Source organism: Cetobacterium sp., from assembly GCF_977044495.1.
On record NZ_CDRRQU010000033.1, the window covers coordinates 1 to 26,622 of the forward strand.

General features: G+C 29.3%; 25 protein-coding genes and 1 riboswitch. Of the genes, 17 read left to right on the forward strand and 8 right to left on the reverse strand.

The genetic code is table 11. The features are described from left to right. Window positions 1-355: 355 nt before the first annotated feature. The gene (locus ACWI69_RS08585; RefSeq protein WP_448821430.1) at window positions 356-574 is read right to left on the reverse strand and encodes a hypothetical protein; all 219 of its coding nucleotides are present in this window, start codon (window positions 572-574) and stop codon (window positions 356-358) included. Between the two features lie 283 nt (window positions 575-857). Between ACWI69_RS08585 and ACWI69_RS08590 the strand changes: the two genes are divergently transcribed. Further along, window positions 858-1,097 carry a hypothetical protein gene (locus ACWI69_RS08590; protein ID WP_448821431.1) on the forward strand — a complete coding sequence of 80 codons (240 nt, stop codon included), beginning with the start codon at window positions 858-860 and terminating at the stop codon, window positions 1,095-1,097. A 57-nt stretch (window positions 1,098-1,154) separates the two neighbouring features. Here the strand turns inward: ACWI69_RS08590 and zupT are convergent, their stop codons facing one another. Next, window positions 1,155-1,955 (reverse strand): zinc transporter ZupT, encoded by an 801-nt coding sequence (gene zupT / locus ACWI69_RS08595; RefSeq protein WP_448821432.1) that lies wholly within the window; start codon window positions 1,953-1,955, stop codon window positions 1,155-1,157. Window positions 1,956-2,099: 144 nt separating this feature from the next. Next, window positions 2,100-3,863 carry an adenine deaminase gene (gene ade, locus ACWI69_RS08600; protein WP_448821433.1) on the reverse strand — a complete coding sequence of 588 codons (1,764 nt, stop codon included), beginning with the start codon at window positions 3,861-3,863 and terminating at the stop codon, window positions 2,100-2,102. A gap of 91 nt (window positions 3,864-3,954) precedes the next feature. Further along, window positions 3,955-4,052, reverse strand: a riboswitch (purine riboswitch). A gap of 174 nt (window positions 4,053-4,226) precedes the next feature. Here ade and ACWI69_RS08605 point away from each other — a divergent pair. Beyond that, window positions 4,227-5,255, forward strand: coding sequence for a PTS transporter subunit IIC (locus ACWI69_RS08605; protein ID WP_448821434.1), 1,029 nt, complete (start codon window positions 4,227-4,229; stop codon window positions 5,253-5,255). A gap of 89 nt (window positions 5,256-5,344) precedes the next feature. Next, the gene (locus tag ACWI69_RS08610; RefSeq protein ID WP_448821435.1) at window positions 5,345-7,288 is read left to right on the forward strand and encodes a KUP/HAK/KT family potassium transporter; all 1,944 of its coding nucleotides are present in this window, start codon (window positions 5,345-5,347) and stop codon (window positions 7,286-7,288) included. Window positions 7,289-7,323: 35 nt separating this feature from the next. On the opposite strand, the gene ACWI69_RS08615 is transcribed toward ACWI69_RS08610, so the two are convergent. Then, window positions 7,324-7,833: a lytic transglycosylase domain-containing protein gene (locus ACWI69_RS08615; protein WP_448821436.1), complete on the reverse strand. Its 510-nt coding sequence runs from the start codon at window positions 7,831-7,833 to the stop codon at window positions 7,324-7,326. A gap of 189 nt (window positions 7,834-8,022) precedes the next feature. Here ACWI69_RS08615 and yiaY point away from each other — a divergent pair, with 189 nt between their 5' ends. Further along, complete coding sequence (yiaY, locus tag ACWI69_RS08620; protein ID WP_448821437.1) at window positions 8,023-9,171, forward strand: L-threonine dehydrogenase; 1,149 nt, start codon at window positions 8,023-8,025, stop codon at window positions 9,169-9,171. A 111-nt stretch (window positions 9,172-9,282) separates the two neighbouring features. Then, the gene (locus tag ACWI69_RS08625; RefSeq protein WP_448821438.1) at window positions 9,283-9,993 is read left to right on the forward strand and encodes a pirin family protein; all 711 of its coding nucleotides are present in this window, start codon (window positions 9,283-9,285) and stop codon (window positions 9,991-9,993) included. A gap of 24 nt (window positions 9,994-10,017) precedes the next feature. On the opposite strand, the gene ACWI69_RS08630 is transcribed toward ACWI69_RS08625, so the two are convergent. Both ACWI69_RS08630 and ACWI69_RS08635 read right to left on the reverse strand, forming a co-directional pair. Further along, window positions 10,018-10,896, reverse strand: a complete 879-nt coding sequence (locus ACWI69_RS08630; protein ID WP_448821439.1) for an SPFH domain-containing protein — start codon at window positions 10,894-10,896, stop codon at window positions 10,018-10,020. A gap of 58 nt (window positions 10,897-10,954) precedes the next feature. Beyond that, complete coding sequence (locus ACWI69_RS08635; RefSeq protein WP_448821440.1) at window positions 10,955-11,323, reverse strand: hypothetical protein; 369 nt, start codon at window positions 11,321-11,323, stop codon at window positions 10,955-10,957. Window positions 11,324-11,422: 99 nt separating this feature from the next. Between ACWI69_RS08635 and ACWI69_RS08640 the strand changes: the two genes are divergently transcribed. Then, window positions 11,423-12,010 (forward strand): DNA-3-methyladenine glycosylase I, encoded by a 588-nt coding sequence (locus tag ACWI69_RS08640; protein ID WP_448821441.1) that lies wholly within the window; start codon window positions 11,423-11,425, stop codon window positions 12,008-12,010. A gap of 41 nt (window positions 12,011-12,051) precedes the next feature. On the opposite strand, the gene ACWI69_RS08645 is transcribed toward ACWI69_RS08640, so the two are convergent. Then, a complete protein-coding gene (locus tag ACWI69_RS08645; protein ID WP_448821442.1) occupies window positions 12,052-12,477 on the reverse strand; it encodes a hypothetical protein in 426 nt (141 codons plus the stop codon). Window positions 12,478-12,668: 191 nt separating this feature from the next. On the opposite strand from ACWI69_RS08645, the gene ACWI69_RS08650 reads away from it, so the two are divergent. The 3 genes from ACWI69_RS08650 to ACWI69_RS08660 all read left to right on the forward strand — a co-directional run bounded on the left by ACWI69_RS08650 (window position 12,669) and on the right by ACWI69_RS08660 (window position 14,950). After that, entirely contained in the window at window positions 12,669-13,076 is a 408-nt protein-coding gene (locus ACWI69_RS08650; protein ID WP_448821443.1) for a hypothetical protein, read from the forward strand. Between the two features lie 102 nt (window positions 13,077-13,178). Continuing rightward, window positions 13,179-14,552, forward strand: a complete 1,374-nt coding sequence (gene dgt / locus ACWI69_RS08655) for a dGTP triphosphohydrolase (RefSeq protein WP_448821444.1) — start codon at window positions 13,179-13,181, stop codon at window positions 14,550-14,552. Between the two features lie 68 nt (window positions 14,553-14,620). Beyond that, a complete protein-coding gene (locus ACWI69_RS08660) occupies window positions 14,621-14,950 on the forward strand; it encodes a winged helix-turn-helix transcriptional regulator (RefSeq protein ID WP_448821445.1) in 330 nt (109 codons plus the stop codon). Window positions 14,951-14,998: 48 nt separating this feature from the next. On the opposite strand, the gene ACWI69_RS08665 is transcribed toward ACWI69_RS08660, so the two are convergent. Then, entirely contained in the window at window positions 14,999-15,418 is a 420-nt protein-coding gene (locus ACWI69_RS08665) for an RrF2 family transcriptional regulator (RefSeq protein ID WP_448821446.1), read from the reverse strand. A gap of 140 nt (window positions 15,419-15,558) precedes the next feature. Here ACWI69_RS08665 and ACWI69_RS08670 point away from each other — a divergent pair, with 140 nt between their 5' ends. The 8 genes from ACWI69_RS08670 to ACWI69_RS08705 all read left to right on the forward strand — a co-directional run. Beyond that, window positions 15,559-16,134 (forward strand): 3'-5' exonuclease, encoded by a 576-nt coding sequence (locus tag ACWI69_RS08670; protein WP_448821447.1) that lies wholly within the window; start codon window positions 15,559-15,561, stop codon window positions 16,132-16,134. Between the two features lie 450 nt (window positions 16,135-16,584). Further along, window positions 16,585-18,081: a basic amino acid/polyamine antiporter gene (locus ACWI69_RS08675; RefSeq protein WP_448821448.1), complete on the forward strand. Its 1,497-nt coding sequence runs from the start codon at window positions 16,585-16,587 to the stop codon at window positions 18,079-18,081. Between the two features lie 138 nt (window positions 18,082-18,219). Beyond that, complete coding sequence (locus ACWI69_RS08680; protein WP_448821449.1) at window positions 18,220-19,347, forward strand: SAP domain-containing protein; 1,128 nt, start codon at window positions 18,220-18,222, stop codon at window positions 19,345-19,347. 35 nt (window positions 19,348-19,382) lie between these two features. Next, window positions 19,383-20,072: an aquaporin Z gene (gene aqpZ, locus ACWI69_RS08685; protein WP_448821450.1), complete on the forward strand. Its 690-nt coding sequence runs from the start codon at window positions 19,383-19,385 to the stop codon at window positions 20,070-20,072. Between the two features lie 200 nt (window positions 20,073-20,272). Beyond that, window positions 20,273-22,639 (forward strand): EcoAI/FtnUII family type I restriction enzme subunit R, encoded by a 2,367-nt coding sequence (gene hsdR / locus ACWI69_RS08690; RefSeq protein ID WP_448821451.1) that lies wholly within the window; start codon window positions 20,273-20,275, stop codon window positions 22,637-22,639. Continuing rightward, complete coding sequence (locus tag ACWI69_RS08695) at window positions 22,626-24,089, forward strand: type I restriction-modification system subunit M (RefSeq protein WP_448821452.1); 1,464 nt, start codon at window positions 22,626-22,628, stop codon at window positions 24,087-24,089. The genes hsdR and ACWI69_RS08695 overlap by 14 nt, the downstream gene beginning before the upstream one ends. Before the next feature lies 1 nt (window position 24,090). After that, window positions 24,091-25,776, forward strand: a complete 1,686-nt coding sequence (locus tag ACWI69_RS08700; protein WP_448821453.1) for a restriction endonuclease subunit S — start codon at window positions 24,091-24,093, stop codon at window positions 25,774-25,776. Window positions 25,777-25,806: 30 nt separating this feature from the next. Further along, window positions 25,807-26,622: AAA family ATPase (locus tag ACWI69_RS08705; protein ID WP_448821454.1), on the forward strand; the 816-nt coding region annotated here is incomplete at its 3' end.

The window sequence follows — 26,622 nt, forward strand, 5'->3', positions numbered from 1 at the left end:
AACTACCCGTAGAGCGTGATTAATATATCCGACATGAGTCAGATACTTCCCACGAAGCCCCGCCCTCTATTAGGGCGGTGGTAGTTCACAAATTCAATAACAAAATATTTAGAACTTGATAAAATTTTGAACTCTCCATTTTTAACAGTCTATCCGGATATTGGGAATTTGGCAGCTTGGGGAAAGGATACAAAATGAGCTTTTAGATAAACATTTTTTAAGAAAACATGGTAAGAATGCGTATTACGGTCAGGCTACTCATGCACTTTTTAGAAAAGACTAGTAAAGTTTAATAAAATAAAAAAACCTTTAAGTTAAAATTATTAAACTATTTGACTTAAAGGTTTTTTATAGTTTATTCTATTTTTTCAATTTCAAAGTCAAATTCATTTTCTTTAAAAAGATTTCTAATCTTAGGATCGGAGAAGTCTTCAGTTGTTTTTAATGTTACAATCCTTGCTGGATAATCGATTGATACAGAGATTACCCCTTTAATTCCTTCAAAAACAGTTTTTACATTTTCTGCTTCCTCTCTACTTTTGAAATTTTTAATAATAATGTTTTTTTTCATCATGTCGAACCTCCTTAGATTTTAAATAAATTGTATTTTAAATCTCTTATTCTAATAAATATAGATATCTCCTTTAAAAAATTATAATAAATTTTTATAAAGGAATTGGATTAAATATTTAGAATAGCAATAACAAGAATTAGAAATTAATAAAAATTTAAAAAAGAATTGGAGGTGAAACGTTACTAAAAAGAATCTAAATATAGTGAAGCTATAAAATAAGCTCATTCATAAAAAATTGAATCTATAGTTGTAGATTTTTATAGACGAATAGTAACGGATTTTAATGTATTTAGCGATTTTTGTATGGCAAGACTTAAAAACAAATGAATTTGGTTGCGAGTTCAAATTGAGTGAAAATTTAGAAAGCATAAGAAATTTTTCTTTAGAAATGGCAAAAATAGAGTTGGAAGAGCAGTTTTTAAAAGAAGATTTAATCAATAAAATGGATGGTTTAGGCAATTGGAGTAGCTCATTTTCTAAAGTAGATGTCTATGAAGTAAGGCTACATAAATCCGATAATTAGCTTGTAAAATATAATTTAGATAGCTTAGAGTAAAGTTAAGCTATCTAAATTAAACTATTAAAATATAAGTAAACTGATTGCCATAATAATCATTCCACTGATTAATCCGTAGATTGCTAAGTGATGTTCTCCATAGTTTTCAGCGGCAGGAAGAAGTTCATCCAAAGAGATAAAAACCATGATACCAGCTACTCCAGCAAAAATTATACCAAAGATTAAATCATTCATAAAAGGTAGCAATATTAAATAGCCTATTAAAGCTCCAAGAGGTTCTGATACTCCTGATAAAAAGGAATAGATTAGAGCCTTTTTTTTACTCCCAGTTGAAAAATAGATAGGAACCGAAACGGCAATTCCCTCTGGAATATTATGCAGGGCTATTGCTATAGCGATAGATACCCCTAAAGTTGAGTCATCAATGGCACTCATAAAAGTGGCTAGTCCTTCTGGAAAATTATGTATACCTATTGCTAGTGCAGAAAAAATTCCCATTCTGTGTAGATTTTTATTTTTTTCTAGTGTTTGGGTATTGATATCTTCAATATTTTTTACTTCATGAGGATTTTCATAGCTTGGAATCAATTTATCAATTAAAGCTATTAAAAGCATTCCTCCAAAGAAAGATAATACAGTAAAAATTGTTCCATTTTTTTCACCTGCAAAATTAATCAATGATTTTTGAGCTGTAGGAAAAATTTCTACAAATGAAACATAAATCATAACGCCTGCAGAAAATCCGAGTGTTATTGAGAGAAATTTTATATTTGTTCTCTTGGAAAAAAATGCAATAAAACTCCCAATACCAGTGGATAATCCAGCTCCTAAAGTTAAAAGAAATGCAAAAAAAATATTGTTCAAGCAGATTCTCCTTTCTGTAAATAAGTTTTTATATGAATTATATATATAAAATATTTGTTAGTCAAATTAAATTTGCTAAAAATTTAAAAAGCAATTAAAAATGAGGCTAAGTAAAAGCCTCAGAATTAAAATAAAAATTTATAATTAATTAAATAAATTAATAATTTTTTGTTCTTTCACGTCGATAAGCCCTAAATCACTCATTTTGGTATTTGGAATAACTATTAAAGCCAGTGTAGTGGGTCTTGTTATTGGTGAGGCAGTTTCGATTCCCATTTTTTTAAGAATTTTATTCATCTCTGTGATCTCTTTTGATAAAATTTCAGCGGGTTGATTTGAAAGCATTCCAGCTATTGGGAAAGGTAAGACACCAGTAATAAGACCATTTTCTGAAGTTACAATTCCTCCACCTAACTCTTTTATTTTTTGAGCAATTGCCAAAGCTTCATTTGGTTTATTAAATATAATTGTCAAATTATGGCTATCATGGGAATATGTTGTTCCTACTCCACCATTTTTTAAATAGAAGTTTTCAACGACTGCTAGAGCTATATTATTATTTGATTTATGTCTATTAATAATGGCAACAAAATTTAGATTTGTATTTTTGGAGATATCAATAAACCCATCTTTGACATTAACTACGACAGTTTTTCTGTCGGTTACAGACCTTTCTTTTGTAAGATACGATAAAACTTCAATTTTGATTTCTCCATTTTCTATAGGAGCTTTTATTTTGAAATCAGTTTCACTTAATTCGTTTATATAAACTGAGTTTAAAGTGTCAATCTCTAAATTTGGATTTTTTATTTCAACAGTCAATTTGTCATTTTCTGCAACTAGTTTTCCATGCCAGAAAGTTTTTAAAACATTAAAATCAACTAAATTGTCTAGAACAACTATATCTGCAAAATATCCCGGAGCAATAGCACCAATTTTATCTAATTTATACTCTTGAGCAGTATTTAAAGTGGTAGCTCTGATAGCTTCGATAGGTTCTAATCCAGCTTTTACGGCCACTCTTACACAGTCATTGACATGCCCCACCTCTAAAATATCTTTGGGTTCTCTATCATCTGTACAAAGAGTTAAGTTTCTTGGAGATTTCATATTTTTAATGTTTTTAACTATAGAGGTTATATTTTTAGAGATAGAGCTTTCTCTAGCATCAACATACATTCCTTTTCTTATCTTATCTGAAGCTTGCTGACCACTTCTGGTTTCATGGCATGATATTGGACCGCCACAGATATATGCAGATAGTTCATTTCCACTCAACTCGGGAGCATGACCTTGAACAAACATCCCTTTTTTTATTGCTGTCTCAACTATTTTTGTCATTCTATCACTTTGATTAATAACTCCTACAAAATCCATAACTTCACCAAGACCTAAAACTCGAGGAAAGTCCAACATTTTTTCAATTTCAATATCGTCAAATTCAGCACCAGCGTTTTCAAGACCTACAACTGATGGAACACATGATGGAATTAGATAGTATTGAGTCATTGGGACATCTTTAGAGTTTTCAATCATATATTTAACACCATTTACACCTAACACATTTGCAATTTCATGAGGGTCAGCAATTATAGTGGTTGTTCCTTTTGGTAGTACTGCTCTTGCAAAGTTTACTGGTGTTAAGTGACTGCTTTCAATATGAACATGTGAATCAATAAATCCAGGCGAAATAAATCTTCCTTCGACATCAATTATATTTTTTCCTATATTGATAGTGTCTGCTTCACACTCCACAATATTAGCGATATATTTGTCATAAATATATATATTAGCTCTATATATTTCTCCAGAAAAAACATTTATTAGGTTACCGTTTTTTAATACTGTATCAGCTTCTCTTTTTCCTAAAGCGACTTCAACTAATTCTTTTCTTTTTTGTAAATTCATAGAATCCTCCTTCTAAAATAAAATGGCCCTTCCTCTAATTAGAGAAAAGACCATATCAAAACAAATGAGAATACAAAGAGGTATCTCAAATGGGATATTTATCCTTTCTCATAGTGACCTATTTACGGCAGGTCGTAGAAACATTCGTCCATATTACGAATATATATGAGAAAATATTCAACAAACTTTATTATAATTTTTTAGTTGTTTTAAAATTTTTAAAGTTAGGAAATAGTATCATAATTTTTTTTATATTTCAACTGTTTTTTTTAATATTTGGAATGATTATTTCTTTTGTTTAACTTCTGTAAAGTTTTAATAATATAATTTTATTTGTAAATTAGTATGCTATAATATGGCATTATGAAAATACGTAAATTTTTAGAGAAAAAAGATGTGAAAATTTCAAGTAAAAAATATTTTGTAGATGCATTGGGAGCTATGGCTTTAGGTATGTTTTCAACTTTGATAACAGGATCAATCTTAAATATGATTGGGCAACAATTAAATCTAAAGTTTCTAACAGAAGTTATATGGCCTATTGCTAGGGATGTAACGGGAGCTGGAATAGGAGTAGCTATAGCATACAGCTTAAAGGCACCACCTTTAGTTCTATTTTCATCAACTTTTACAGGAATGATAGGGTATTCTTTAGGAGGACCTATTGGAGCTTACGCAGCATCACTTGTTGGAATAGAATTTGGAAAGCTTATTTCAAAAGAAACAAAGTTAGATATAGTTTTAACTCCAGCAATAACAATTTTAACAGGAGGATTAGTAGGAACGAGTATTGGACCGATTTTAGGTAAACTGATGACTATGATAGGTTTTTTAGTTATGGAAGCGACGGAGTTACATCCATTTTTTATGGGAATATTAATTTCTGTATCTATGGGAATGGCTTTAACTTTGCCGATTAGTAGTGCTGCTATAGCTATGATGCTAAAATTAGAGGGGCTCGCAGCAGGAGCGGCAACATTAGGATGTTGTACTCAAATGGTTGGGTTTGCAGTAACGAGTTTTAAAGAGAATGGTTGGGGAGGAGTGGTAGCACAAGGATTGGGGACATCAATGCTTCAATTTTCAAATATAGTTAAAAATTGGAAAATTTGGATACCTCAAATATTAGCTTCAGTTCTTCTAAGCCCACTTGTGACAATAGTTTTTAAAATGGAAAATAGTTTTGCAGGTGCCGGAATGGGAACAAGCGGATTAGTGGGAATACTAGAAAGTTATATAACTATGGATAAAGTTGGGAGAGGAGGAGTGAAGACTGTTTTTTTAATAGGTATTCTCTATATTATACTTCCAGCAATAGTAACATATCTAATATCAATTTTTCTTAGAAAAAGAGAATTTATAAAAAACGGTGATATGAAAATAGAAAACTAAGAATAAATAAAATCTTCCATTAGAAAAATAATTAAATGAAAATATATAAAAGTAGCGAATAACATAAAAAAGAAAATGGAGGATAAGGTATGTTTAGAAATAAGGATGTAACAATAGGATCTTTACTTGTCACTCTTGGAATAGTCTATGGAGATATAGGAACTTCCCCACTTTATGTTATGCAAGCTATTCTTTATACAAACAATAACACAGTGAGCAGGGAATTGATACTAGGTGGAGTTTCATTGGTATTTTGGACATTAACTCTACAAACAACCATAAAGTATGTAGTATTGACTTTACGAGCTGATAATAATGGAGAGGGAGGAATTCTTGCACTTTATGCACTTGTAAAAAGATATTTTAAATGGCTTATTGTTCCAGCAATAATAGGAGTTGCAGCAATCTTAGCTGATGGAATATTGACACCACCTATATCTGTGAGTTCGGCTATAGAGGGATTGAACCTTATAGTTTTTTTAAGGGAAGACATAACCGTAATGATAGTGTTGGTAATTATTTTACTGCTATTTTCAGCACAAAAATTTGGTACAGAAAAAATAGGAAAAGTTTTTGGACCGATTATGCTTGTGTGGTTTTCTATGATTGCTATTTTTGGACTGATTCAATTGATACAAAATCCGAGAGTATTAGAGGGAATAAATCCATACTATGCTTTTAAGTTATTAATGAATGGAAATGTTCCGTATATATTGGGAGCGGTATTTCTTTGTACAACAGGAGCAGAAGCACTATACTCAGACTTAGGGCATTGTGGAAGAACAAATATATACTACAGTTGGATATTTGTAAAAACAACACTATTATTAAGTTATTTTGGACAAGGAGCATATCTTCTTTCAAGAGAAGGACAAGCTTTTGTAAATAGTCCATTTTTCTTAATTATGCCTAAATGGTTCATTATACCGGGAATAATAATAGCAACACTAGCCGCTATAATAGCGAGTCAAGCTTTAATATCTGGATCATTTACTTTGATATCTGAAGCGATAAAATTAAATATGTTTCCCAAATTAGCCATAAGATATCCCACAAAAGAGAAAGGTCAAGTATACATAGGAGCAGTAAATAAAGCTCTATGTATAGGATGTGTGGGGATAATTTTTATTTTTAAACAATCACAAAATATGCAAGCAGCGTATGGATTATCTATAACAATAACAATGTTGATGACAACATTGCTTTTATCACAATACATAAGATTTGTAAAAAATAGAAAAAAATTATGGGTTCTTGTTTTACTAGTTTTTGGAACTATTGAGTTATCATTTTTATATGCGAATAGTTTTAAAATACTAAATGGTGGATATGTGACATTATTAATAACTGCAGCATTGGCTTTTATTATGTATGTTTGGCAATACAGCTTTGAAATTAAGAAAAAGTATCTTAAATTTGTCAATTTAAGTGATTATGAGGAAAATTTTACTCTATTAAGAAATGATAGTGAATTACCACTTTACGCCGGAAATGTGGTTTACCTGACAAAGTCTAAACTTTGGAGTCAAGTAGAACCCAAAATTATATATTCAATATTTAATAACGAACCTAAAAAAGCTGATAACTATTGGTTTATGAATATAAATGTAACAGATAATCCTTACACAAGAGAATATATTTTTAATAAGATAGAAGAAAATAGAATATTTGTAATAGATTTTAATTTAGGTTTTAGGGTAGCACAAGGAATAAATGCTTTGATGTTTCAAGTGATTCGAGATTTAATCAAATCAGGAGAAGTTGTATTTAAGCCAAGAAATTATATGATAGATTATGAAAATATAAAAGGAATTGGAAACTTTAAATTTATAATGATAGAAGAGGTATTGGCTTTAGAAAATGATTTTTCTGCATGGGATAACTTTATAATTTCTACTCAACTATTTATAAGGAAATTTACTGTTTCTCCTCAAAAATGGTATGGAATAGATACCAGTGTAGTTGATGTTGAAAAAGTTCCAATTTTATTTGGTAAAGGTTTACCTGATGAAGATTTAAAAAGAATAAAATAATAAAAGAGGTCATATAATTGTGACCTCTTTTTCTATTATGCCTTCAAGTAATTATATTCTTTTATTACTTTTTTAACATAGTTTTGAGTTTCTTTAAATGGGGGAATACCATTATACTTTTTGACATTTCCAATTCCAGCATTATATGATGCTAAATCCAGTTTTAAATTGTTGTTTTGCTGCTCCAAACACCAAGCGATATATTTAGTTCCACCTTTTATATTTGCATTCATATCATTGGGATTAACTTGCATAAGCTTTGCTGTTTTAGGCATAAGTTGCATCAATCCTCTCGCTCCAGCAGTAGAGATAGTGCTATGTTTAAAATCACTTTCAACTTTTATTATAGCGGCAATTAGTTCTGGTTCAACATCATGTTTTTCTGAATTTTCAATAATACTTTTATATATGTTAGTAGCAATTTTTTCTGTAGTGGTATTTTTCTTTACGTAATCTTTTATTTTATCTGAAGGGTTATTTTCCTGAGAGAAAACACAGATTGTTAAAATAAAAAATAGCGCAACAAATTTAAATATTAACTTCAATAAATCTCACCTCTTGTAAAAAATATCACATATTTTATTATAGCATAAAAATCAGTAAAATGGAAGAAAATCAAAAGTTTTAGATAACAAGTATATGTAATTTTTAGAATTAAAAAAAATTATTGATTTTAATTTCAAAAAGAGGTATCATCAGGGTACACTAAAAAATATATTTATTAGGAGGGTATTATGTCATATGCTTTTTTCATGCCATCAATTTCTTATATGGGAGAAGGATGTATTAAAAATTTAGGACAAGAGATTAGCTCAAGAGGTTTTAAAAAATCTTTAATAGTAACAGACAAGATATTGGTAAATATTGGTTTAGTTAAAAAGTTAACAGATGTATTAGATGAAAATAAAATACAGTATGTTATTTTTGATGAGACAAAACCAAATCCAACAGTGAAAAATGTTAATGATGGATTAAAAATTTTAAAGGATAATGGATGTGACTTTGTGATATCTTTTGGTGGAGGATCGCCTCATGATGCAGCGAAAGGAATAGCTTTAGTAGCTGCAAATGGTGGAGATATAAAAGATTATGAGGGAGTGGACAGATCTGCTCATCCGCAGCTTCCTTTAATGTCAGTAAACACAACTGCTGGGACAGCTTCTGAGATGACAAGATTTTGTATAATAACAGATGAGGATAGACATATAAAAATGGCTATAGTGGATAAAAATGTAACCCCAATTATAGCTGTAAATGATCCAGAATTAATGATAGATATGCCAAAAAGTTTGACAGCGGCAACAGGTATGGATGCTTTGACTCATGCAGTAGAAGCTTATGTTTCAACAATTGCGACTCCTGTTACGGATGCGTGTGCTGAAAAAGCTATAGAGTTAATTTCTAAAAATTTAAGAGCTGCAGTGTTTGATGGAAAGGATATTAAAGCAAGAGATAATATGGCATATGCAGAATACTTGGCAGGTATGGCTTTTAATAATGCTTCTTTGGGATATGTTCATGCTATGGCACATCAATTAGGAGGATTTTATGATCTACCTCATGGTGTATGTAATGCCATCTTACTACCTCATGTAGTTAGATATAATGCTGAGGTGTCAAAAGAAAAATTAAGAAAAGTAGCTATACTATTAGGAGTAAATCCTCATATTTTGAATGAAAATAACTCGGCTGATTTAGCGATTGGTGAGATTGTGAGATTATCAAATGATATTGGAATTCCAAAGGGGATACAAGAGCTGGGAGCTAAGGAGGAAGATTTTACTACTTTAGCAACGAATGCTTTAAAGGATGCGTGTGGGTTTACAAATCCTAAACAAGCTACATTAGAGGAGATTATAGGTATATATAGAAGTGCAATGTAAAAATAAAGATAATAAAAAATATAATTTTTTAGATATAACTAAGAAAAAGGATAGAGGTTTATTTTTTAGAATAATCCTTACAAAGAGATAGAAAGTTGTAAGGAGGTAAAAATGTTAATAGAAAAATTAAAAAGTCAGATGGGTGAAAGTAAATATGATTGGTTGTATTCTGTTCATCATTTTTCTTTTGGAGATTACTACGATTCCAATAATTTAGGAGTTGGACCTTTAAGAGTAATAAATGATGATATTATAGCACCACATACAGGATTTGAAATGCACCCACATAAAAATATGGAAATATTGACATATATATTAGAGGGAGCGATAACCCATAAAGATAGTATTCATAGTAAAAAGATGAAAGTTGAAAAAGGTTCTGTTCAATATATGAGTGCTGGAACAGGTGTTTCTCATTCGGAAACCAATGAAGAAAATAGAGAAACAAGATTGGCTCAAATTTGGATAATTCCTGATAAAGATGGCTATGAACCAAAATATGGACAGGTCAATTTTAAATGGGAGGATAGAGTAAATAAATTTTTATTAATAGCTTCTGGAACGAAAGAAGCACCAATAAAAATAAATCAAAACGTAAATATGTATGCACTATATTTGGAGAAGGATAGAAAAATAAATTTTTCTCCAGAAACGGGATATGGATATTATATAGCTTTTTTTCAAGGGAGGACAAAAATTACAGGGTTTACCTTAGAAAAATATGAGGCTATAATGGGAGATGAAGAGATTGAGATGACTGCTCTAGAAGACAGTCATATGTTGATTTTTGAGATAAAAAAATATTTAAACCGTAAGCCCTAATAGCTTACGGTTTTTTAATATCTATTATTTTTTAGACTCTTGAAATAATTCACTTAAAGTGACAATATTTTGTAATTCACTAGGAATAATAATTTTTGTAGCTTGTCCATTAGCAACTTTTTCGAAAGATTCCATACCTTTTAACATAAGAACACTTTTGTCAGGAGCCGCTTCTTTAATTAGTTTAATAGCTTCGGCGTTTGCTTTTTGAATACTCAAAATGGCTTCAGCTTCCCCTTCTGCCTCTTTAATAGCTGCCTCTTTTTTTGCTTCAGCTCTAAGTATAGTGGCTTCTTTTTCTCCTTCAGCAACTAAAATAGCAGATTTTTTCTGACCTTCAGCCCTAAGAATTGATTCTCGTCGCTCTCTTTCTGCTTTCATTTGTTTTTCCATAGCGTCTTGAATTTCAGCAGGAGGAATGATATTTTTAAGTTCCACTCTATTTATCTTTATTCCCCAAGGATCGGTAGCTTCATCTAAGATAGCCCTCATTTTAGTATTTATTGTGTCCCTAGATGTCAAAGTTGAATCAAGTTCTAGCTCTCCAATTAGATTTCTTAAAGTCGTAGCTGTTAGATTTTCAATAGCATTTAAAGGATTTTCGACACCATAAGTATATAGTTTGGGATCAGTTATTTGGAAATAGACAACAGAGTCTATTTGCATAGTAACATTATCTTTTGTAATAACTGGTTGTGGTGGAAAATCTATAACTTGTTCTTTCAAAGAAACTTTTTTAGCAATCCTGTCAACAAATGGAATTAGAAGATTTAAACCTACATCCCAAGTTGTTAAGTATGCCCCTAATCTTTCAATAACAAAAGCTTGAGATTGAGCAACAATTCTAACATGAGCTCCAATTAAGAATATAGCAATAAGAATTAAAATAAATAAAAATAACATTATGATTCCTCCTAAGATTTTTTAATTAAAATTAATTTTTTCTTTATGTTCAAAGTTTTCAGTAAAGTGTTTTAATATCCGAACCAATAACAATTCCATCATGATTAAAAATAACAATCCATTTGTATTGAGGATTATGATTATCTCTAGAATGATTTCTTTTTCCTGCTCTAAATGTAGCAGAAAATGAGTTATACCCAGAGCTATCAATGGTAACATCATGATACATCCAAACTATATTCCCTTGATTATTTACGTGAATTGAGTAGGGGTTACCGAAAATATTTTGGATTTCATCTTGTGTTGTTTGATTTTTTACTACATTAGCTTCAATTGTATATGTAGAGAGATTTTTATTGTAAGTAGAGTTATTTGTACAACTCAAATAGAAAAAACTTGAGAGCAGAAGTAAAAATATTTTTTTCATAAAAAGCCTCCTCAATAACTTGGATGTAAAAATAGTAACATAAAAATATGAAAGAAGCAATGAATTAGAAAAATATTAAATTGAAATATATAATGATAAATGGTACTATGGAATAAAAATTTGGAGTGTGATTTTACGGTGAGATGTCCTTGGTGTGAGAGTAGTGATTTATATAGAAAATATCATGATGAGGAGTGGGGAAAGCCTGTTCATGATGATAAAATTCATTTTGAGTTTTTAGTTTTAGAATCTGCTCAATCGGGACTGAGTTGGATAACAATTTTAAAAAAAAGAGAAAATTATAGAATAGAATACAGCAATTTTGACCCGAAAATAGTGGCTTCATATGATGAAAATAAAGTATTAAAAATGCTAGAAAATCCTGGAATAGTTAGATATAGAAAAAAGATAGAATCCTCTATAAACAATGCAAAGAAATTTTTAAAAGTTCAAGAAGAATTTGGCTCTTTTGATGAATATATATGGTCTTTCACATCAAAAGAGATTGTGAGAAATAGGTGGATGAATTCAAATGAAGTTCCGGCTAAAACAGAGTTATCGGATAGAATAGCGAGAGATTTAAAGAAAAGAGGTTTTAAATTTTTAGGGAGTACAACTATTTACTCATATCTTCAAGCTATTGGGATAGTAAATGATCACCTATTAGGGTGTCAATTTAGAGACTAAAAAGGTTCCCTCTTAAAATATTTTAGAGAGAACCTTTTTTCTTAGAATAAAGTGCTAGTTGATGCATATGGATAATCAGATGTCCATATATATTTTTCTGTTTTATAGCTATATTCAAATCTACATGTGTAAGAAACAACCCTATTTACATTGATATAGCCCTTATCTTCAGCAGCTTCTGTGCCTTTAGAGTTTAAAAATGCAATAATTTTAAGTTCTCCAGCTCCATAAGTTCCTACTTTTTTAAAACTAACTACATGAGCCGAAGATGTTTTTAAATCAAAACCATATTTTTCAGCTTCAGCTTTTAAAATATTTGTTTCAAGAGTATCAGCTACTTTGGTATCGTTTATAGAGTATTCTTTGTATGGATTTGAAGAATCTTTAGATAGTTCCGTTGTCTTATTTTCACTGGTACATCCTGCTAATAGAGATATGAAAACTAATGAAGCTAATAATTTTTTCATAATATGCCTCCCTCAAAAAATTAAATAGAGTTTTAAAATATAAATACTGAAAAAAATAGAATTTCTTTTAAAAAAATAAAAATATTAAAAAATAAAAAATGATTATCCAAAGATTGAGAATAGTGGTTGACAATCTTAATTAAAGGGATATAATACAGGTATTATAGCAACTATATTGGAGGTTAGAATCTATGGATAAAAAGGAGCTTATAAAAAAACTTAATATATTAAGTAAATTTAATTTAGAAAAATCATTATTAGAAAATACAGCAACAGGAGTAACAATTCCTAGAATAAGATTATCTTTTGTTACTGGTGGTGGCATAATAACTGGTGATATTATGAGCCTTGAAGAGCTGAGAGCAGAATTTTTATCATTTGGGTCCAATGTAGCAAATAAAAAGGAGCATGAATCTTTAGCAGAGGTAAATCCATTAAGTTTAGTTCTTCATGACAACGATTTACAAAACTCCATCTACGATAGTTTTTTACCGTTGAGGGATGTATCTATTACTAACTCTGAACACGTAACTAAATTAAATTTTTTAGCTCTCTTTTATGATGAGATAATTGGTGTAACCGCTGGGAAGTTAAGTTAGAATTTAAAAAATTAGGTTGCTATAGAAAAAGCTGCTAGATTGAAAATATCGTTTGGCAGCTTTTTAAATATTATAAAAATATCGACTTGGAGGTGAAAAAAGATGCTGTGGAACAGGTTGCTATGTGAAAAGAGATTTAAACAAAGTTCAAATGAAGCTTATGAATTTGATGAAAGAAATGAATTTGACAAAGATTATTCTAGAATAATATCTAGTTCATCATTTAGAAGATTACAGGATAAAACTCAGGTATATCCTTTAAAAAGGGGAGATTTTGTTCGGACAAGGTTGACACATTCTCTTGAAGTTTCACATATAGCTTCATCAATAGGTAAATCGATAGAAAAATACTTGCAAAGAGATGACCAAAAAATATCATCATTATTGTCAGTTGCAGGTTTAATTCATGACTTAGGAAATCCACCCTTTGGTCATTCAGGTGAATATATAATTCAAGATTTTTTTAAGGAGTATTTGAAAAAGAGTGCTTATGATAAGATTTTGACAGATGTCCAGCAAAAAGATTTAATACATTTTGATGGAAATGTTCAGACATTTAGAATATTGAAAAAGTTACAATATTTGGGAGACAAAGATAGCTATAATTTGACCTATGCAACTTTGGCGACAATAATGAAATATCCAACCGATTCAATGCTGGGAAACAAAAAAGACAAAGGAAAAATTATTGAAAGAAAATTTGGATATTTTGATAGTGAAAAAGATGATTATAGAAAGATAGCTGAAGAGATGGGAATAGTTGGAAAGAGGCATCCAGTTACATTTTTATTGGAAGCTGCCGACGATATAGCATATTGTGTTGCTGATATAGAGGATGGAGTTCAGAAAAAATTTATAACATTAAATGATTTAAAAGATATGTTAAACAAAATAGAGAAAAAGTCCGAAGAATTACAGGAGTTAATTGAAAAAATAGAGGAATATGAAGAAAAAAATGCGAAGATAGAAAATAAAAGTCTATTTGAAAAAATTGTAGTTCAAAAAATTAAAATATATATTCAAGGAAAAATGATTCAAGAAGTTATAAAATCTTTTATAAAAAATGAAAAAACAATTTTAAACGGTGATTTTAATAAAGAGCTTTTGGATGATGGTTCATATAAGGATATAAAAAATGGATTAAAAAATTTAGCTAAAAATAAAATTTTTCAGTCGAAAGAAAGAGTTTTTACAGATATTTTAGCAGCCAAAGTTTTAAGAAAATTATTAAATACTTTTATAGAGGGGATGATAGATTGGCTTATCAATGGAGAAGAGGCATCTTTAACCTCTAAAAATATTAGAGTTTTAATATCTGAAAACTATATTATTAACTATGAAACTGAACTGAAAGAGTGTAAAAATAAAGAGGATGAAATCTATACAACCCTTAAATTATGTGTAGATTTCATCAGTGGGATGACAGATCAGTTTGCAGTTGATTTATATAAAAAATTGCAGGGAATTACTGAGTAAAAAATTCGATAGAGATTTGCTTGAGAGAAAATTCCTTGGTATATTATGTATAAAATACGGAGGAAATTATGATACAGAATAAAAATGTAGACCATTGTCCAGTTGAATTGACAGCTTTAATTTTAGGAAAAAAGTGGGTTCCAACAATACTTTTTAACCTAAAGGATAGTGAGCTAAGATTGGGAGAATTACAGAGATTATTGGGATGTAGTAAAAAAATCTTAATTGAGCAACTGAATTTACTTATTTTGCATAAAATTGTAGAAAATCGGAAAGTCTATAAAGGAAATACAGTTGAATCATACTATATTTTAACTCATTGTGGAAGTGAGCTTTTACCTATTTTAATGGAGATGAAATCTTTTGGATGTAAGTTTGAAGAAAATATAAAAAAATAGGTCACTTTATTTTATGTAAAGTGACCTAGGCAATTCTACTTTGTGTAATTAATTATTGTATTTTTTAAATTGTTCTTCGATAAGATCTTCAATAAAAATATTTTGAAGTTGATCTATAATAATAGCCTTTAAAAGTCCCATTTTTTCACGAACAACGCAATCTCCGAATTTATAAAGGCACGTTTCTTTTTTTTCAATGCAGGAATTTATCTCAAGAGCTTCAAATTTTTCAATTACAGAATATAATGTCAGTGATTTAGGGGGATGGCTATATATAAATCCACCATTTTTCCCTTTGATAGACTCTAAGATTCCATTGCTGCTTAGTTTAGTTAAGATAGATTTACCTAAAATTTCAGGTACTTTACATTCTTGTACAATTTCAACACCAGATAATATTTTAGAGTGATATTTAGCACAAAATAAAGTCATCCTGATTGCATAATCGGTTTCCTTATTAAATTTCAAAATATTCCTCCCAAGTTAAGTTAATAAAGTAGAACAGAATAATTATACAGAAATAGTGTACAAAATGCAAGAAAATATAAATAAAGTTGAAAAACAATCATTAAAATTAAAGTATGTAACAAGTGAAAAGGAGGAAGTAGATGAAATTATTATATTTAGATACAGAGACAACTGGGTTAACTGATAATTCGGCAATAGTTCAGATAGCGGGAGCAATAGAAATAGATAATGAAGTTGTAGAATGGTTTAATATCAGATGTAAACCTCATGAAGGAGCAGATATCTCTGAGAGTGCCTTAAAAACTATAGGTCTGACAATAGAGGAGCTCAATCAGGAGCAAGAACCAGAGCAAGCATTAAAAGAGTTAGAGAAAGTTTTTTCAAAGTATATAGATAGATATAATAAAAATGATAAGTTGATTATGATTTGTCATAATTACCCATTTGATTTTAGAATGCTATACAATTTTTATAGTAGATTAAATAATAAGTTTATGGGAAGCTTCATTGATTTTAAATTGAATGTATGTACTCTTAATTTAGTAAAATCTCTTCAAGTTATGGGTATTTTACCAATTTTAGAAAATAATAGATTAGAAACTTGGTGTAGATATTTTGGAGTTACTTTAGAAAATGCACATGATGCTCTAGAAGATATTAGAGCTACAAGGGAGGTCTATAAAAATATAGATCGTGTGCTTAAGAATAACAGATAATGAAAAGTGCTGAAAAGCACTTTTTATTATTCTTTGTTACCTCTAATAATGGAAATGATTTGATAAATTAGTATAGCAATATCACCAAGTAGAAAGAGAATAAAGGTCACTAGTTCCTCATCATTAGATTTCATTTGAAATAGATGGAAAGAAATAAAAAGAATCAGTATTATGTTTGCAAAAAAAAGAGCTCTTTTTCTTTTGTTTTTAAAAAAAGCGTTATTTTTCATAGAGAACCATCCTTAAATTAGTGTAATTGATTTGAATTAAACTATTATATCACTATTAGTAGTAAAAGAAAACAAACATTAAAAATAAAAAATATTAAAAATAAAAAATGAATTTCTTTATTTTTTTGTATAACCTTTGCATAAGAATAAATTAAAAAGAGATTCAACTTTTTTATTCGAAAAATCTTTCATAATAGAATTTGAAAGGAGGGAATTATTTATGGATGATAAAACTATAAAAAAGGTTCAAACGGAAAGTAACGATAATAAAAAATTAAATCTTCCAGGAATCATTGCCATTGTAGTTAGTGCAATGATAGGTGGTGGAGTTTATGATCTTCCACAGCAAATGGCAGCAACGGCATCTGCAGGTGCGGTGATGCTTGCATGGACAGTGACAGGCTTGGGGATGTGGTTTATAGTGGACTCTTTTAGATTACTTACATATTTAAGACCCAATGCTAAAACAGGTCTTTATAGTTATGGGGAGCTTGGATTTGGAAAATTAACAGGTTTCATGATGGCTTGGGGTTATTGGTTATCTAATTGCTTTGCTAATGTTGGTTATGCTATTTTACTTATGGATTCTTTTAACTATTTTTTTCCTCCATATTTTAAAGGGGGAAATAATATAGCTTCAATTGTGGTTTCTTCAATTATTCTTTGGGGAATCTATTTCGTAATTCTAAGAGGTGTTAAGACAGCTGCAATCATAAATTTGGTAGGAACTATTGGTAAGCTTATTCCACTTATAGTATTTATTGTTGTTGCTATTTATATGTTTAATTTTTTTAAATTTTCTCAAAATATGTGGGGACAAGAGACAATAAGTGCAATAAAAGATAAACCACTAGGCTCTATAACGACTCAGGTAAAAAGTACAATGATGGTGACATTGTGGATGTTTATTGGAATAGGTAGTGCTGTTGCCACTTCTGGGAGAGCTAAAAAGAGTTCAGATGTTGGAAAAGCTACCGTGTTAGGATTTTTGACGTGTTTAATTTTTTATATTCTTTTAACAGTTCCAACATTTGGTGAATTTTCACAGAATGAATTATCAAAGTTAGGGGCTCCATCAACTGCAACAGCTCTTGAAAAAATGGTAGGATCGTGGGGAAGTATTCTTATGAATGTAGGAGTTATAATTGCAATTTTAAGTTCGTGGCTCATCTCAACAGTAATTTTAGCTGAACTACCATTTGCAGCATCCAAATCGGGTGCTTTTCCTAAATCTTTTTCAAAAACTAATAAGAATGAGGCTGCAATTTTTTCTCTTTTAGTTTCAATGATAATAATGCAAATCACTCTTATATTTGTACATTTTTCTGGAAATGCATGGGATTTAATGCTCAATGTAACGGGAATAATGGTCCTCCCTTGTTATATATTGTGTCCGTTGTATCTTTTAAAAATTGCTGTAAAAAATGATAATTACCCTAAAAATTTTATGAGGAGCAGAACTTTTTCCGGTGTAGTGGGGATTCTTGCAGCAGGTTTTGGGGTATGGCTTATGTATGCAGCAGGAATAAATTATCTTCTTGTTGCTTCAATAATATATGCAGTTGGAATTCCTGTTTTCTTAAAAGGTCGAAAAGATGATACGGGTGGAAAATTTCTTATTGGAAGAATTGAAATATTCTTTATTATTTTAATTTTTCTTATAAGTATTGCAGGAGCAATATATTTGAAATCGAATTATATGCTTCTTCTTAAGTAGTTAGAGAAGAGAAACTTTTAAAAAGAGAAGTTTTTTCTTCTCTTTTTTGATTGTTATATTTTTTTGCAGATTTCAACTTTTTTATGATAGAATGCCCATTATTGTATAAGCAAATTTTTGTACTAGGAGGATATCTTGATGTTTAAAGAAATATTAAAATTTTTTTCAGGTAATATTAAAACAGAAAAAAAATCTATTGAGAAAAAAATAGATAGTTTTGAAGATATACCTGTGAAAGTTGTATCGTCTATGCTTATTGATAGTGATAGTACTTCGTATGATTTTAATACTTTGATAAATGAAGCTTATCCAAGTAAAAATGGACTATATCCTCATGAAATTTTAGTTTTAAAATATGCTTCTACATACTTTATAGGAGAAACGAATTTCCAAAAATTTTGGCTATCTGATTATGGTGTAAGAGATGTGAATAAAATTTTAAAAAAATTAACAAGTAAGGGATTTTTACGTGAAACATCTATTGAAGAAATATTGGAAAAAGAAACGATAAAAAAACTAAAAGAACTTCTGAAAAAACACAACTTAAAAGTGAGTGGAAATAAATCTGAGTTAATAGAGCGATTGATAAAAAGTACAGACAGGCAAATATTAAAATCATCTTTTTCTAAATCTTATTATAAAAATACAGAATTGGGAAATGAAGAGTTAAGGGAAAATGAATATATCTCTTATATTCACAGAAATAAGATTATGGATTTAAACATTTGGAGGCTTAATCAACTTATGAATGAAGAGCCTAGAAAATCTTATAGAGATAAAATTTGGATTCACTTAAATATGTCAGCATTCAAATATTTTGGAGAGAACCGGTTTGAAGAGTACAGTGCTTGTAGGTTTGCTATGGCAAAATTTGCTGCTGAGGAAAAAAAATATAAACAGGCGTTATACTTAATGTCTGAAGTTATTTTTCTTGACTTAAATGGAGTAAAATTTTTTAATAAGAAAAACTATCCTGAAACAGAATTATTATTGGAGAATTTTTTACCATATGAAACTTCTCTTCTTAAAATTCCTAGAAGGGTGTTAAAAATCACTAAAGAATATATAAGGCTATCAAAGTTACAGATAGAAGAGATAAAGGAAATTATGTTAGATGCTATGGGAAAGTCGTTCGTTTCTATTAAAATTTTTTCACCTGAAGAGTGTCGCGATATACTTTTTATGGAAATAGATGAGGAATATAGAGAATTAGATTTAATTTATGAGAAAGCTTATGAAAAATCTAAAAAGGTTTTTATAAATTAGTATAATTAAAAAATGTAGTTAAGGAGGAACTTATAATGATAAAAAAATTATTTGCAGAATTTATAGGAACATTTTGGCTAGTATTAGGAGGATGCGGAAGTGCTGTTTTAGCTGCAGGATATCCTGAATTAGGCATTGGATTTGTAGGAGTCTCCATTGCATTTGGATTGACAGTTTTAACAATGGCTTACGCGATAGGACACGTATCAGGTTGTCATTTGAATCCAGCAGTGACAGTAGGGTTGGCAGTAGCCAGAAGAAGTGAGAAAAAAGATATAGTTCCATATATTTTGAGTCAAGTTTTGGGAGGGTTACTAGGAGCGTACACATTATATTTAATTGCTTCTGGGGTTCCAAGTTTTGATATAATTAATGGGTTTGCATTAAATGGAGTTGCGGATTTTTCTCCTACAGGAGCAAGTTTAATGTCAGGAATTATTTGTGAGGTAGTGATGACGATGATGTTTTTAATCATTATCTTAGGAGCTACTTCAAAAGGAGCTCCTAAAGGATTTGGACCGATAGCAATAGGATTAGGGTTGACACTGATACATTTAATAAGTATTCCTGTGACAAATACCTCTGTAAATCCAGCTAGAAGTACGGCAGTTGCTCTAATAGCTGGAGGCGAAATATTATCGCAACTATGGATATTTTGGATAATGCCAATTATAGGGGCTATATTAGGAGCAATTTTATATAAATTTTTTATAGAAGAAAAGTAGAATAAAAATCCCCCAATCTGTTTTCTTTATGGAAGAAGATATTGATTAGGGTATTTAATACATAGCATTAAATCCCGTGAAAACAAGAGTTTAAAAAGCTCTTGTTTTTTTGATTTAAGGATGTTTTTGACGTTATTTTATGGTACAATACAGTTAAAATAGAATTAATAAAATATAACGTATTTAGGGAGGGCATATATATGAATACTATAGACCCCATTCATAAAGTTGAGTTTAGTGAAGAAGATGTTAGGGCTAAATATATAGATCCTAGTCTTAGAAATTCAAATTGGAAGGATGAACAAGTAATCAGGGAATATGTTTTTACAGATGGACGTATTAATGTTATAAAAAATAAAAGTATTAGAGGAAAGATTAAAAAAGCTGACTATGTATTAAGCTATAAATCAAATATGCCTCTAGCTATAATAGAAGCTAAAAAAAATAGTTTACCTCTTAGTGGAGGAATGCAACAAGGGAGAGAATATGCAGAAATTTTAGACATCCCTTTTGTTTATACATCAAATGGAAAGGGATTTTTAGAGTTCGATAGATTAACAGGAGTAACAACAGAAATATCGTTAGATAAATTCCCAACTCCAGAAGATTTACTTTTAAGATACTATGATGCAGAAAATATACCTTTGGATAAAAGAGAGATAATAGAGGAAAGTTACTATTATATGAAAGGAGCTAAATCTCCAAGATATTATCAAAGAATTGCTATAAATAGAACTGTTGAAGCTATTGCTAAAGGACAAGATAGAATTCTTTTAGTTATGGCAACAGGAACAGGAAAAACATATACAGCGTTTCAAATAATATATAGACTTTGGAAATCTAGAGCTAAAAAAAGAATTCTATTTTTAGCTGACAGAAATATCTTAGTTGACCAAACTATGACAAATGATTTTAGATCATTTGAGGGGATTATGACAAAAATCAGTAGAGATAAAATAGGTAAAGCTCATGAAATTTATTTAGGACTTTATCAATCTATGACTGGAAATGAGGACTGGCAACAAGCTTATAAAGAATTTGGAAAAGACTTTTTTGATTTAATAGTTATAGATGAGTGCCATAGAGGGAGTGCTAAAGAGGATAGTGCTTGGAGAGACATATTAGAATACTTTAGCTCTGCAACTCAGATAGGTTTAACTGCAACTCCTAAAGAAACAAAGGATGTTAGTAGTAGCCATTATTTTGGAGAGCCTATTTATACATATTCTTTAAAGCAAGGAATAGATGATGGATTTTTAGCACCTTATAAAGTTGTTAAATATGTTATAAATAATGATGCTACAGGATTTAGACCATATAAAAATCAAAAAGATAAGTATGGAAATATTATTACAGATAAAGTTTTTGAAGCTAGTGAGTTTAATAAAAACATAGTTTTATTTGATAGAAATAAAATTGTTGCTAAGACTATAGCTGATTTTATGAAAGAAAATAATAGATATATGAAAACAATTGTTTTTTGTAAAGATATAGAGCATGCACAAGAGATAGCAATGAATCTTTCTAATGAAAATTCTGATTTAATGAAACTTGATAGTAGATATGTTATGACTATTACAGGTGACAATAAAGAGGGAAAAGCTCAATTAGATAACTTTATATCACCTAGAGAAAAATATCCTGTAATTGCAACGACATCAAAACTACTAACAACAGGAGTTGATGCTAAAACTTGTAAACTGATAGTTTTAGATACCAATATTGCTTCAATGACAGAGTTTAAGCAGATAATTGGAAGAGGAACAAGGGTTGATGAGAACAATGATAAAACTTGGTTTACAATAATGGATTTTGGAGAATCAACTAAACTATTTGCTGACCCTAATTTTGATGGAGATCCAATTCCAGATGAGGATTTTGATACGTATCCACCTTTAGATACAGATAAACCTGAAGTTGGAATTTCAGAACCAACAGAAGATGATGGTGACGATAAAAAGAAGCTAGTTGAAAATAAAGAGTTAAAAATAAAAAAGTTTTATGTAGATGGTGTTCAAGCAACAATAATTCATAAACAGATCCAAATGTTAGATGGTGATGGGAAATTAAAAACAGAATCTTATACTGATTTTACAAGAAAAACTTTAAGAAATACTTTTGTAAGCTTAGATGATTTTTTACAAAAATGGGATAGTAGCGATAAAAAGAATATTATTTTACAGGAGTTAGAAAAGAAAAATATATATTTTGACGTTTTAAAAGATGAAGTTGGAGGAGAGTTTGATGAGTTTGATATAATTTGTCATCTTGCTTTTGACAAGAAACCTTTAACTAAAAAAGAAAGAGTTCTTGGAGTTAAAAATAGTGATTATTTAAAAAAATATAGTGGTGTAGCTGCCCAAATTTTAGAAATTTTATTAGATAGATATGCTGATGAAGGGATAAAGGTTTTTGAAGGATTTGAAGCTTTAAAACTACCAAGATTTGCAAAATATGGAACTACTCCAAAAATTTTACAAAGTTTTGGAGGAAAAGAAAATTATTTAAACATAATGAGAGATATATCTCATGAGATATATACAGGAGGACTAAATGTCAATAGGTAACTTTATAAAATCATTACAAGATGTAATGAGAAAAGATGCAGGAATAAATGGAGATGCACAAAGAATAGAGCAAATAGTTTGGATGCTATTTTTAAAAATATTTGATACAAAAGAAGCTGAGTGGGAATTAGATGATGATTATAAAGAGATAGTTCCAAAAGAATATAGATGGAGTAATTGGGCTAGTAATGAAGCAGGAATAACTGGTGATGAATTACTTAACTTTGTAGAAGGAATGTTTAAAGATTTGAAAAATATTGAAGTAAATGAAAATACAGATTCTAGAAAAATTTTAGTTAAAGAATTTTTCTCTGATACACATAACTATATGAAATCAGGAACTCTTTTAAGAGAGGTTATAAATATTGTAAACAAGTTAGACTTTGATGATTATTCAGAAAGACATGCTTTTAATGATGTCTATGAAACGATTTTAAAAGATCTACAAAGTGCAGGAAATGCAGGAGAATATTATACACCTAGACCTATAACAGATTTTGTAATTGAGATGTTAAATCCAAAACTTGGAGAAAAAGTTGCAGATTTTGCTTGTGGAACTGGAGGATTTTTGATAAGTGCTATTGAGCATATTAGAAAAAATGAAGGAGATAACTTTACAATTGATGATTTAAAAATTTTAGGAGATTCTATAAATGGAATAGAGAAAAAGCCATTACCTCATTCACTTTGTCTAACAAATATGATGTTGCATGATTTAGATACACCAAACGTTAAGCATGATAATGGATTGATAGATAATGTAAGAGAGTTTGATAACAGTGATCTAGTTGATGTTATAGCTATGAATCCACCTTTTGGAGGAAGTGAAGAGGAAGGAATAAAACTTAACTTCCCAATGGAGTTTAGAACAAGTGAAACTGCTGATTTATTCTTTGTAAGAATGATGTATCAACTAAAAGAAGGTGGAAGATGTGGAGTTGTTTTACCTGATGGATTTCTGTTTGGAGAAGGAGTTAAAACCTCTATCAAGAAAAAATTAATGGATGATTTTGATCTTCATACAATCATTAGATTACCAAATGGAGTTTTTGCACCATATACAAATATTACAACAAATATTTTATTCTTTGATAAACCGAAAGATAAAATTGAAGGGGAATCTGTAACAAAAGATATTTGGTTCTTTGAGCATCCATATCCAAAAGGATATAAGACATATAGTAAGACAAAACCTATTAGAAGTAGTGAGTTTGAGCTAGAGAAAAATTGGTGGAACAATAGAGAAGAGAGTGAAAACTCTTGGAAAGTTTCTGCTAGTGAAATAATTGGAAATAATTATAACTTAGATAGAAAAAATCCTAATAAAATTGAGGAAGAGCTAGAAAGACCTGAAGTATATTTAGAAAAATATAATCAGAATATAAATGAAATTAAAGCAATAAAAGAGAAGTTAAAATCTGAATTAGAGCTTCTTTTAAGAGGTGAGTAATTTGGTTAAATTTATTCTTGATAACTTTGATACAATATTTAGAGATGAAAAATCATTTGAAACTTTTGATAAGATGATTTTAGATTTAGCAGTTCGTGGAAAACTTGTGCCACAAATAGAAGATGAAGAACCAGCATCTAAGCTTCTTGAGAAGATTAAAGAGGAAAAAGAAAAGTTAATTGCTGAGAAAGTGATTAAAAAAGAAAAACCTCTTCCATTAATAACAGAGGATGAAAAACCATTTCATATTCCTGATTCATGGGAGTGGGTGAGGTTAGGAGAAATTTCAACATTAAGGGGAGGAAAAAGAGTTTCAAATGGCTATAAATTATTAACAGATCCAACTCCCTATATATATATAAGAGTTACAGATATGAAAAACTATTCAATTAATGATTTTGGATTAAGGTATATAGATAAAGAGATGCATGAAAAAATTAAATATTATATAATAAAAAAAGAAGATTTATATATAACAATAGCTGGAACTATAGGTTATGTAGGAGAAGTTCCTGAAAAGTTTGATAATATGAATTTAACTGAAAATGCAGCAAGAATTACTCCTTATCTAATGAATAAAAAATATCTAAGATTTATATTAAATGAAAAGACAGTACAAAATCAATTTAAAGAAATGGTTAATCAGATGGCTCAACCTAAATTAGCTTTAACAAGAGCTTTAACATCAATATTCCCTGTACCACCACTACAAGAGCAAGAAAGAATTGTTGAAAAAGTTGAGAAACTTCAAGAGTTATCTAAAAAATTTAAAGAGATATATAACTCAAATGAGAAAACAAGAGCTAATCTTAAAAAATCTATTTTAGAAGAAGTAGAAAAAAGTGATACAAATAATGAACTTTTAATCTCTCTAGAAAAGCTTTTTGGAAACTTTGAAAAAGTTATAAAAACAAAAGAAGATGTAAAAGATATAAGAAATCTTGTTTTATCTTTAGCAGTTCGAGGAAAACTTGTGCCACAAATAGAAGATGAAGAACCAGCATCTAAGCTTCTTGAGAAGATTAAAGAGGAGAAAGAAAGATTAATTGCTGAGAAAGTGATTAAAAAAGAAAAACCTCTTCCACCAATAACAGAGGATGAAAAACCATATGATATTCCTAATTCATGGGAATGGGTCTATTTTTCAGATGTTTTAGATGTTCGTGATGGAACACATGATACACCTAAATATGAAGCGAGTGGAATTCCTTTAGTTACAAGCAAAAATATTTATAATGGTACTCTTAATTTTGAGAATTTAAAATATATTTCATATGAAGATCATTTAAAAATTTCAAGTAGATCTAAAGTAGAATTAAACGATATTTTATTTGCCATGATAGGAAGTATTGGAAACCCTGTCATTGTTGATACAAATAAGGAATTTAGTATAAAAAATGTAGCATTATTTAAATATTATATAAAAAACAGTATAGACAAAAAATATCTTTGGTACTATTTGAAACATGTTCAAGATAATATGATTTTAAACGCGAGTGGAGGAGTTCAAAAATTTGTTTCATTAGGTTATTTAAGAAAATATATATTTTCCCTTCCACCACTAGAGGAACAAGAAAGAATTGTAAAAAGAGTAGATGAACTTATGGCTGTATGTGATACTTTAGAATCTAAGATAGAAATAGGAGAGAAGATAAATCAGAAACTTTTAACAAGTTTATTAAAATAAATATTATTATAAGTATGGATAGGAGCACTAATGCAATTAAAACAATTATACATAAATAATTTTAAAAATTTAGAAAATATAAATATTAACTTTAATAATAAAACAATTAATTCTTTTGTTGGAAAAAATGGGATAGGCAAATCTAATATTTTTGAAGCTATCATAGAAATATTTTTATTTTTACTTGAAAGAGAAAAGGTAATTGATTTCTCTTTCAAGATAGAATATAAAAAATTTGATAAAGAAATAAAAATTGAATACAATAAAAATGAAAATGAATTAAAAATGGGTTATAAAGAAGATGGAAAATTTAAAAACTCTCAGATAGTAGAAGAAATAAAAATTGAAGATTTACCAGAAACTATTGTACTATATTATGCCGGACAAAATGAAAGATTGAAAAATTATGCCTTAAAATATGAAAAAGCATATTTAGGAAAGAGTGGAGTAAATTTCACCAAAAAAGAGAATCTTGATATTAGAAATATTTTTGGTCTAACTACGGTTCACAAAAATATATCGATGCTATTATTATTAGTTTATAAAAATCATTTTACTAAAGATATATTAAAAAGACTAGAAATATCAGAAGAATTTATAGATGGAAAATTAATATTAAAAAAACCGTATAAATATTCTGGAAAAATCTTAGCAATGAGTCAATATGATGATGAAAGGTTTTGGAAAGTTCGAGGAAAGATTAGGAAATGTTTAGATCTTTTAGTAGAAGGTAATACTGGAGAGACTAAAAATGGAAAAGAAGGATTTTTTGAAAAGGAAGAAAAATATTACATAACATTGCAAGCAAATGTACTTGAAAAATTAAGGCAAGAATTTTCTATTCAG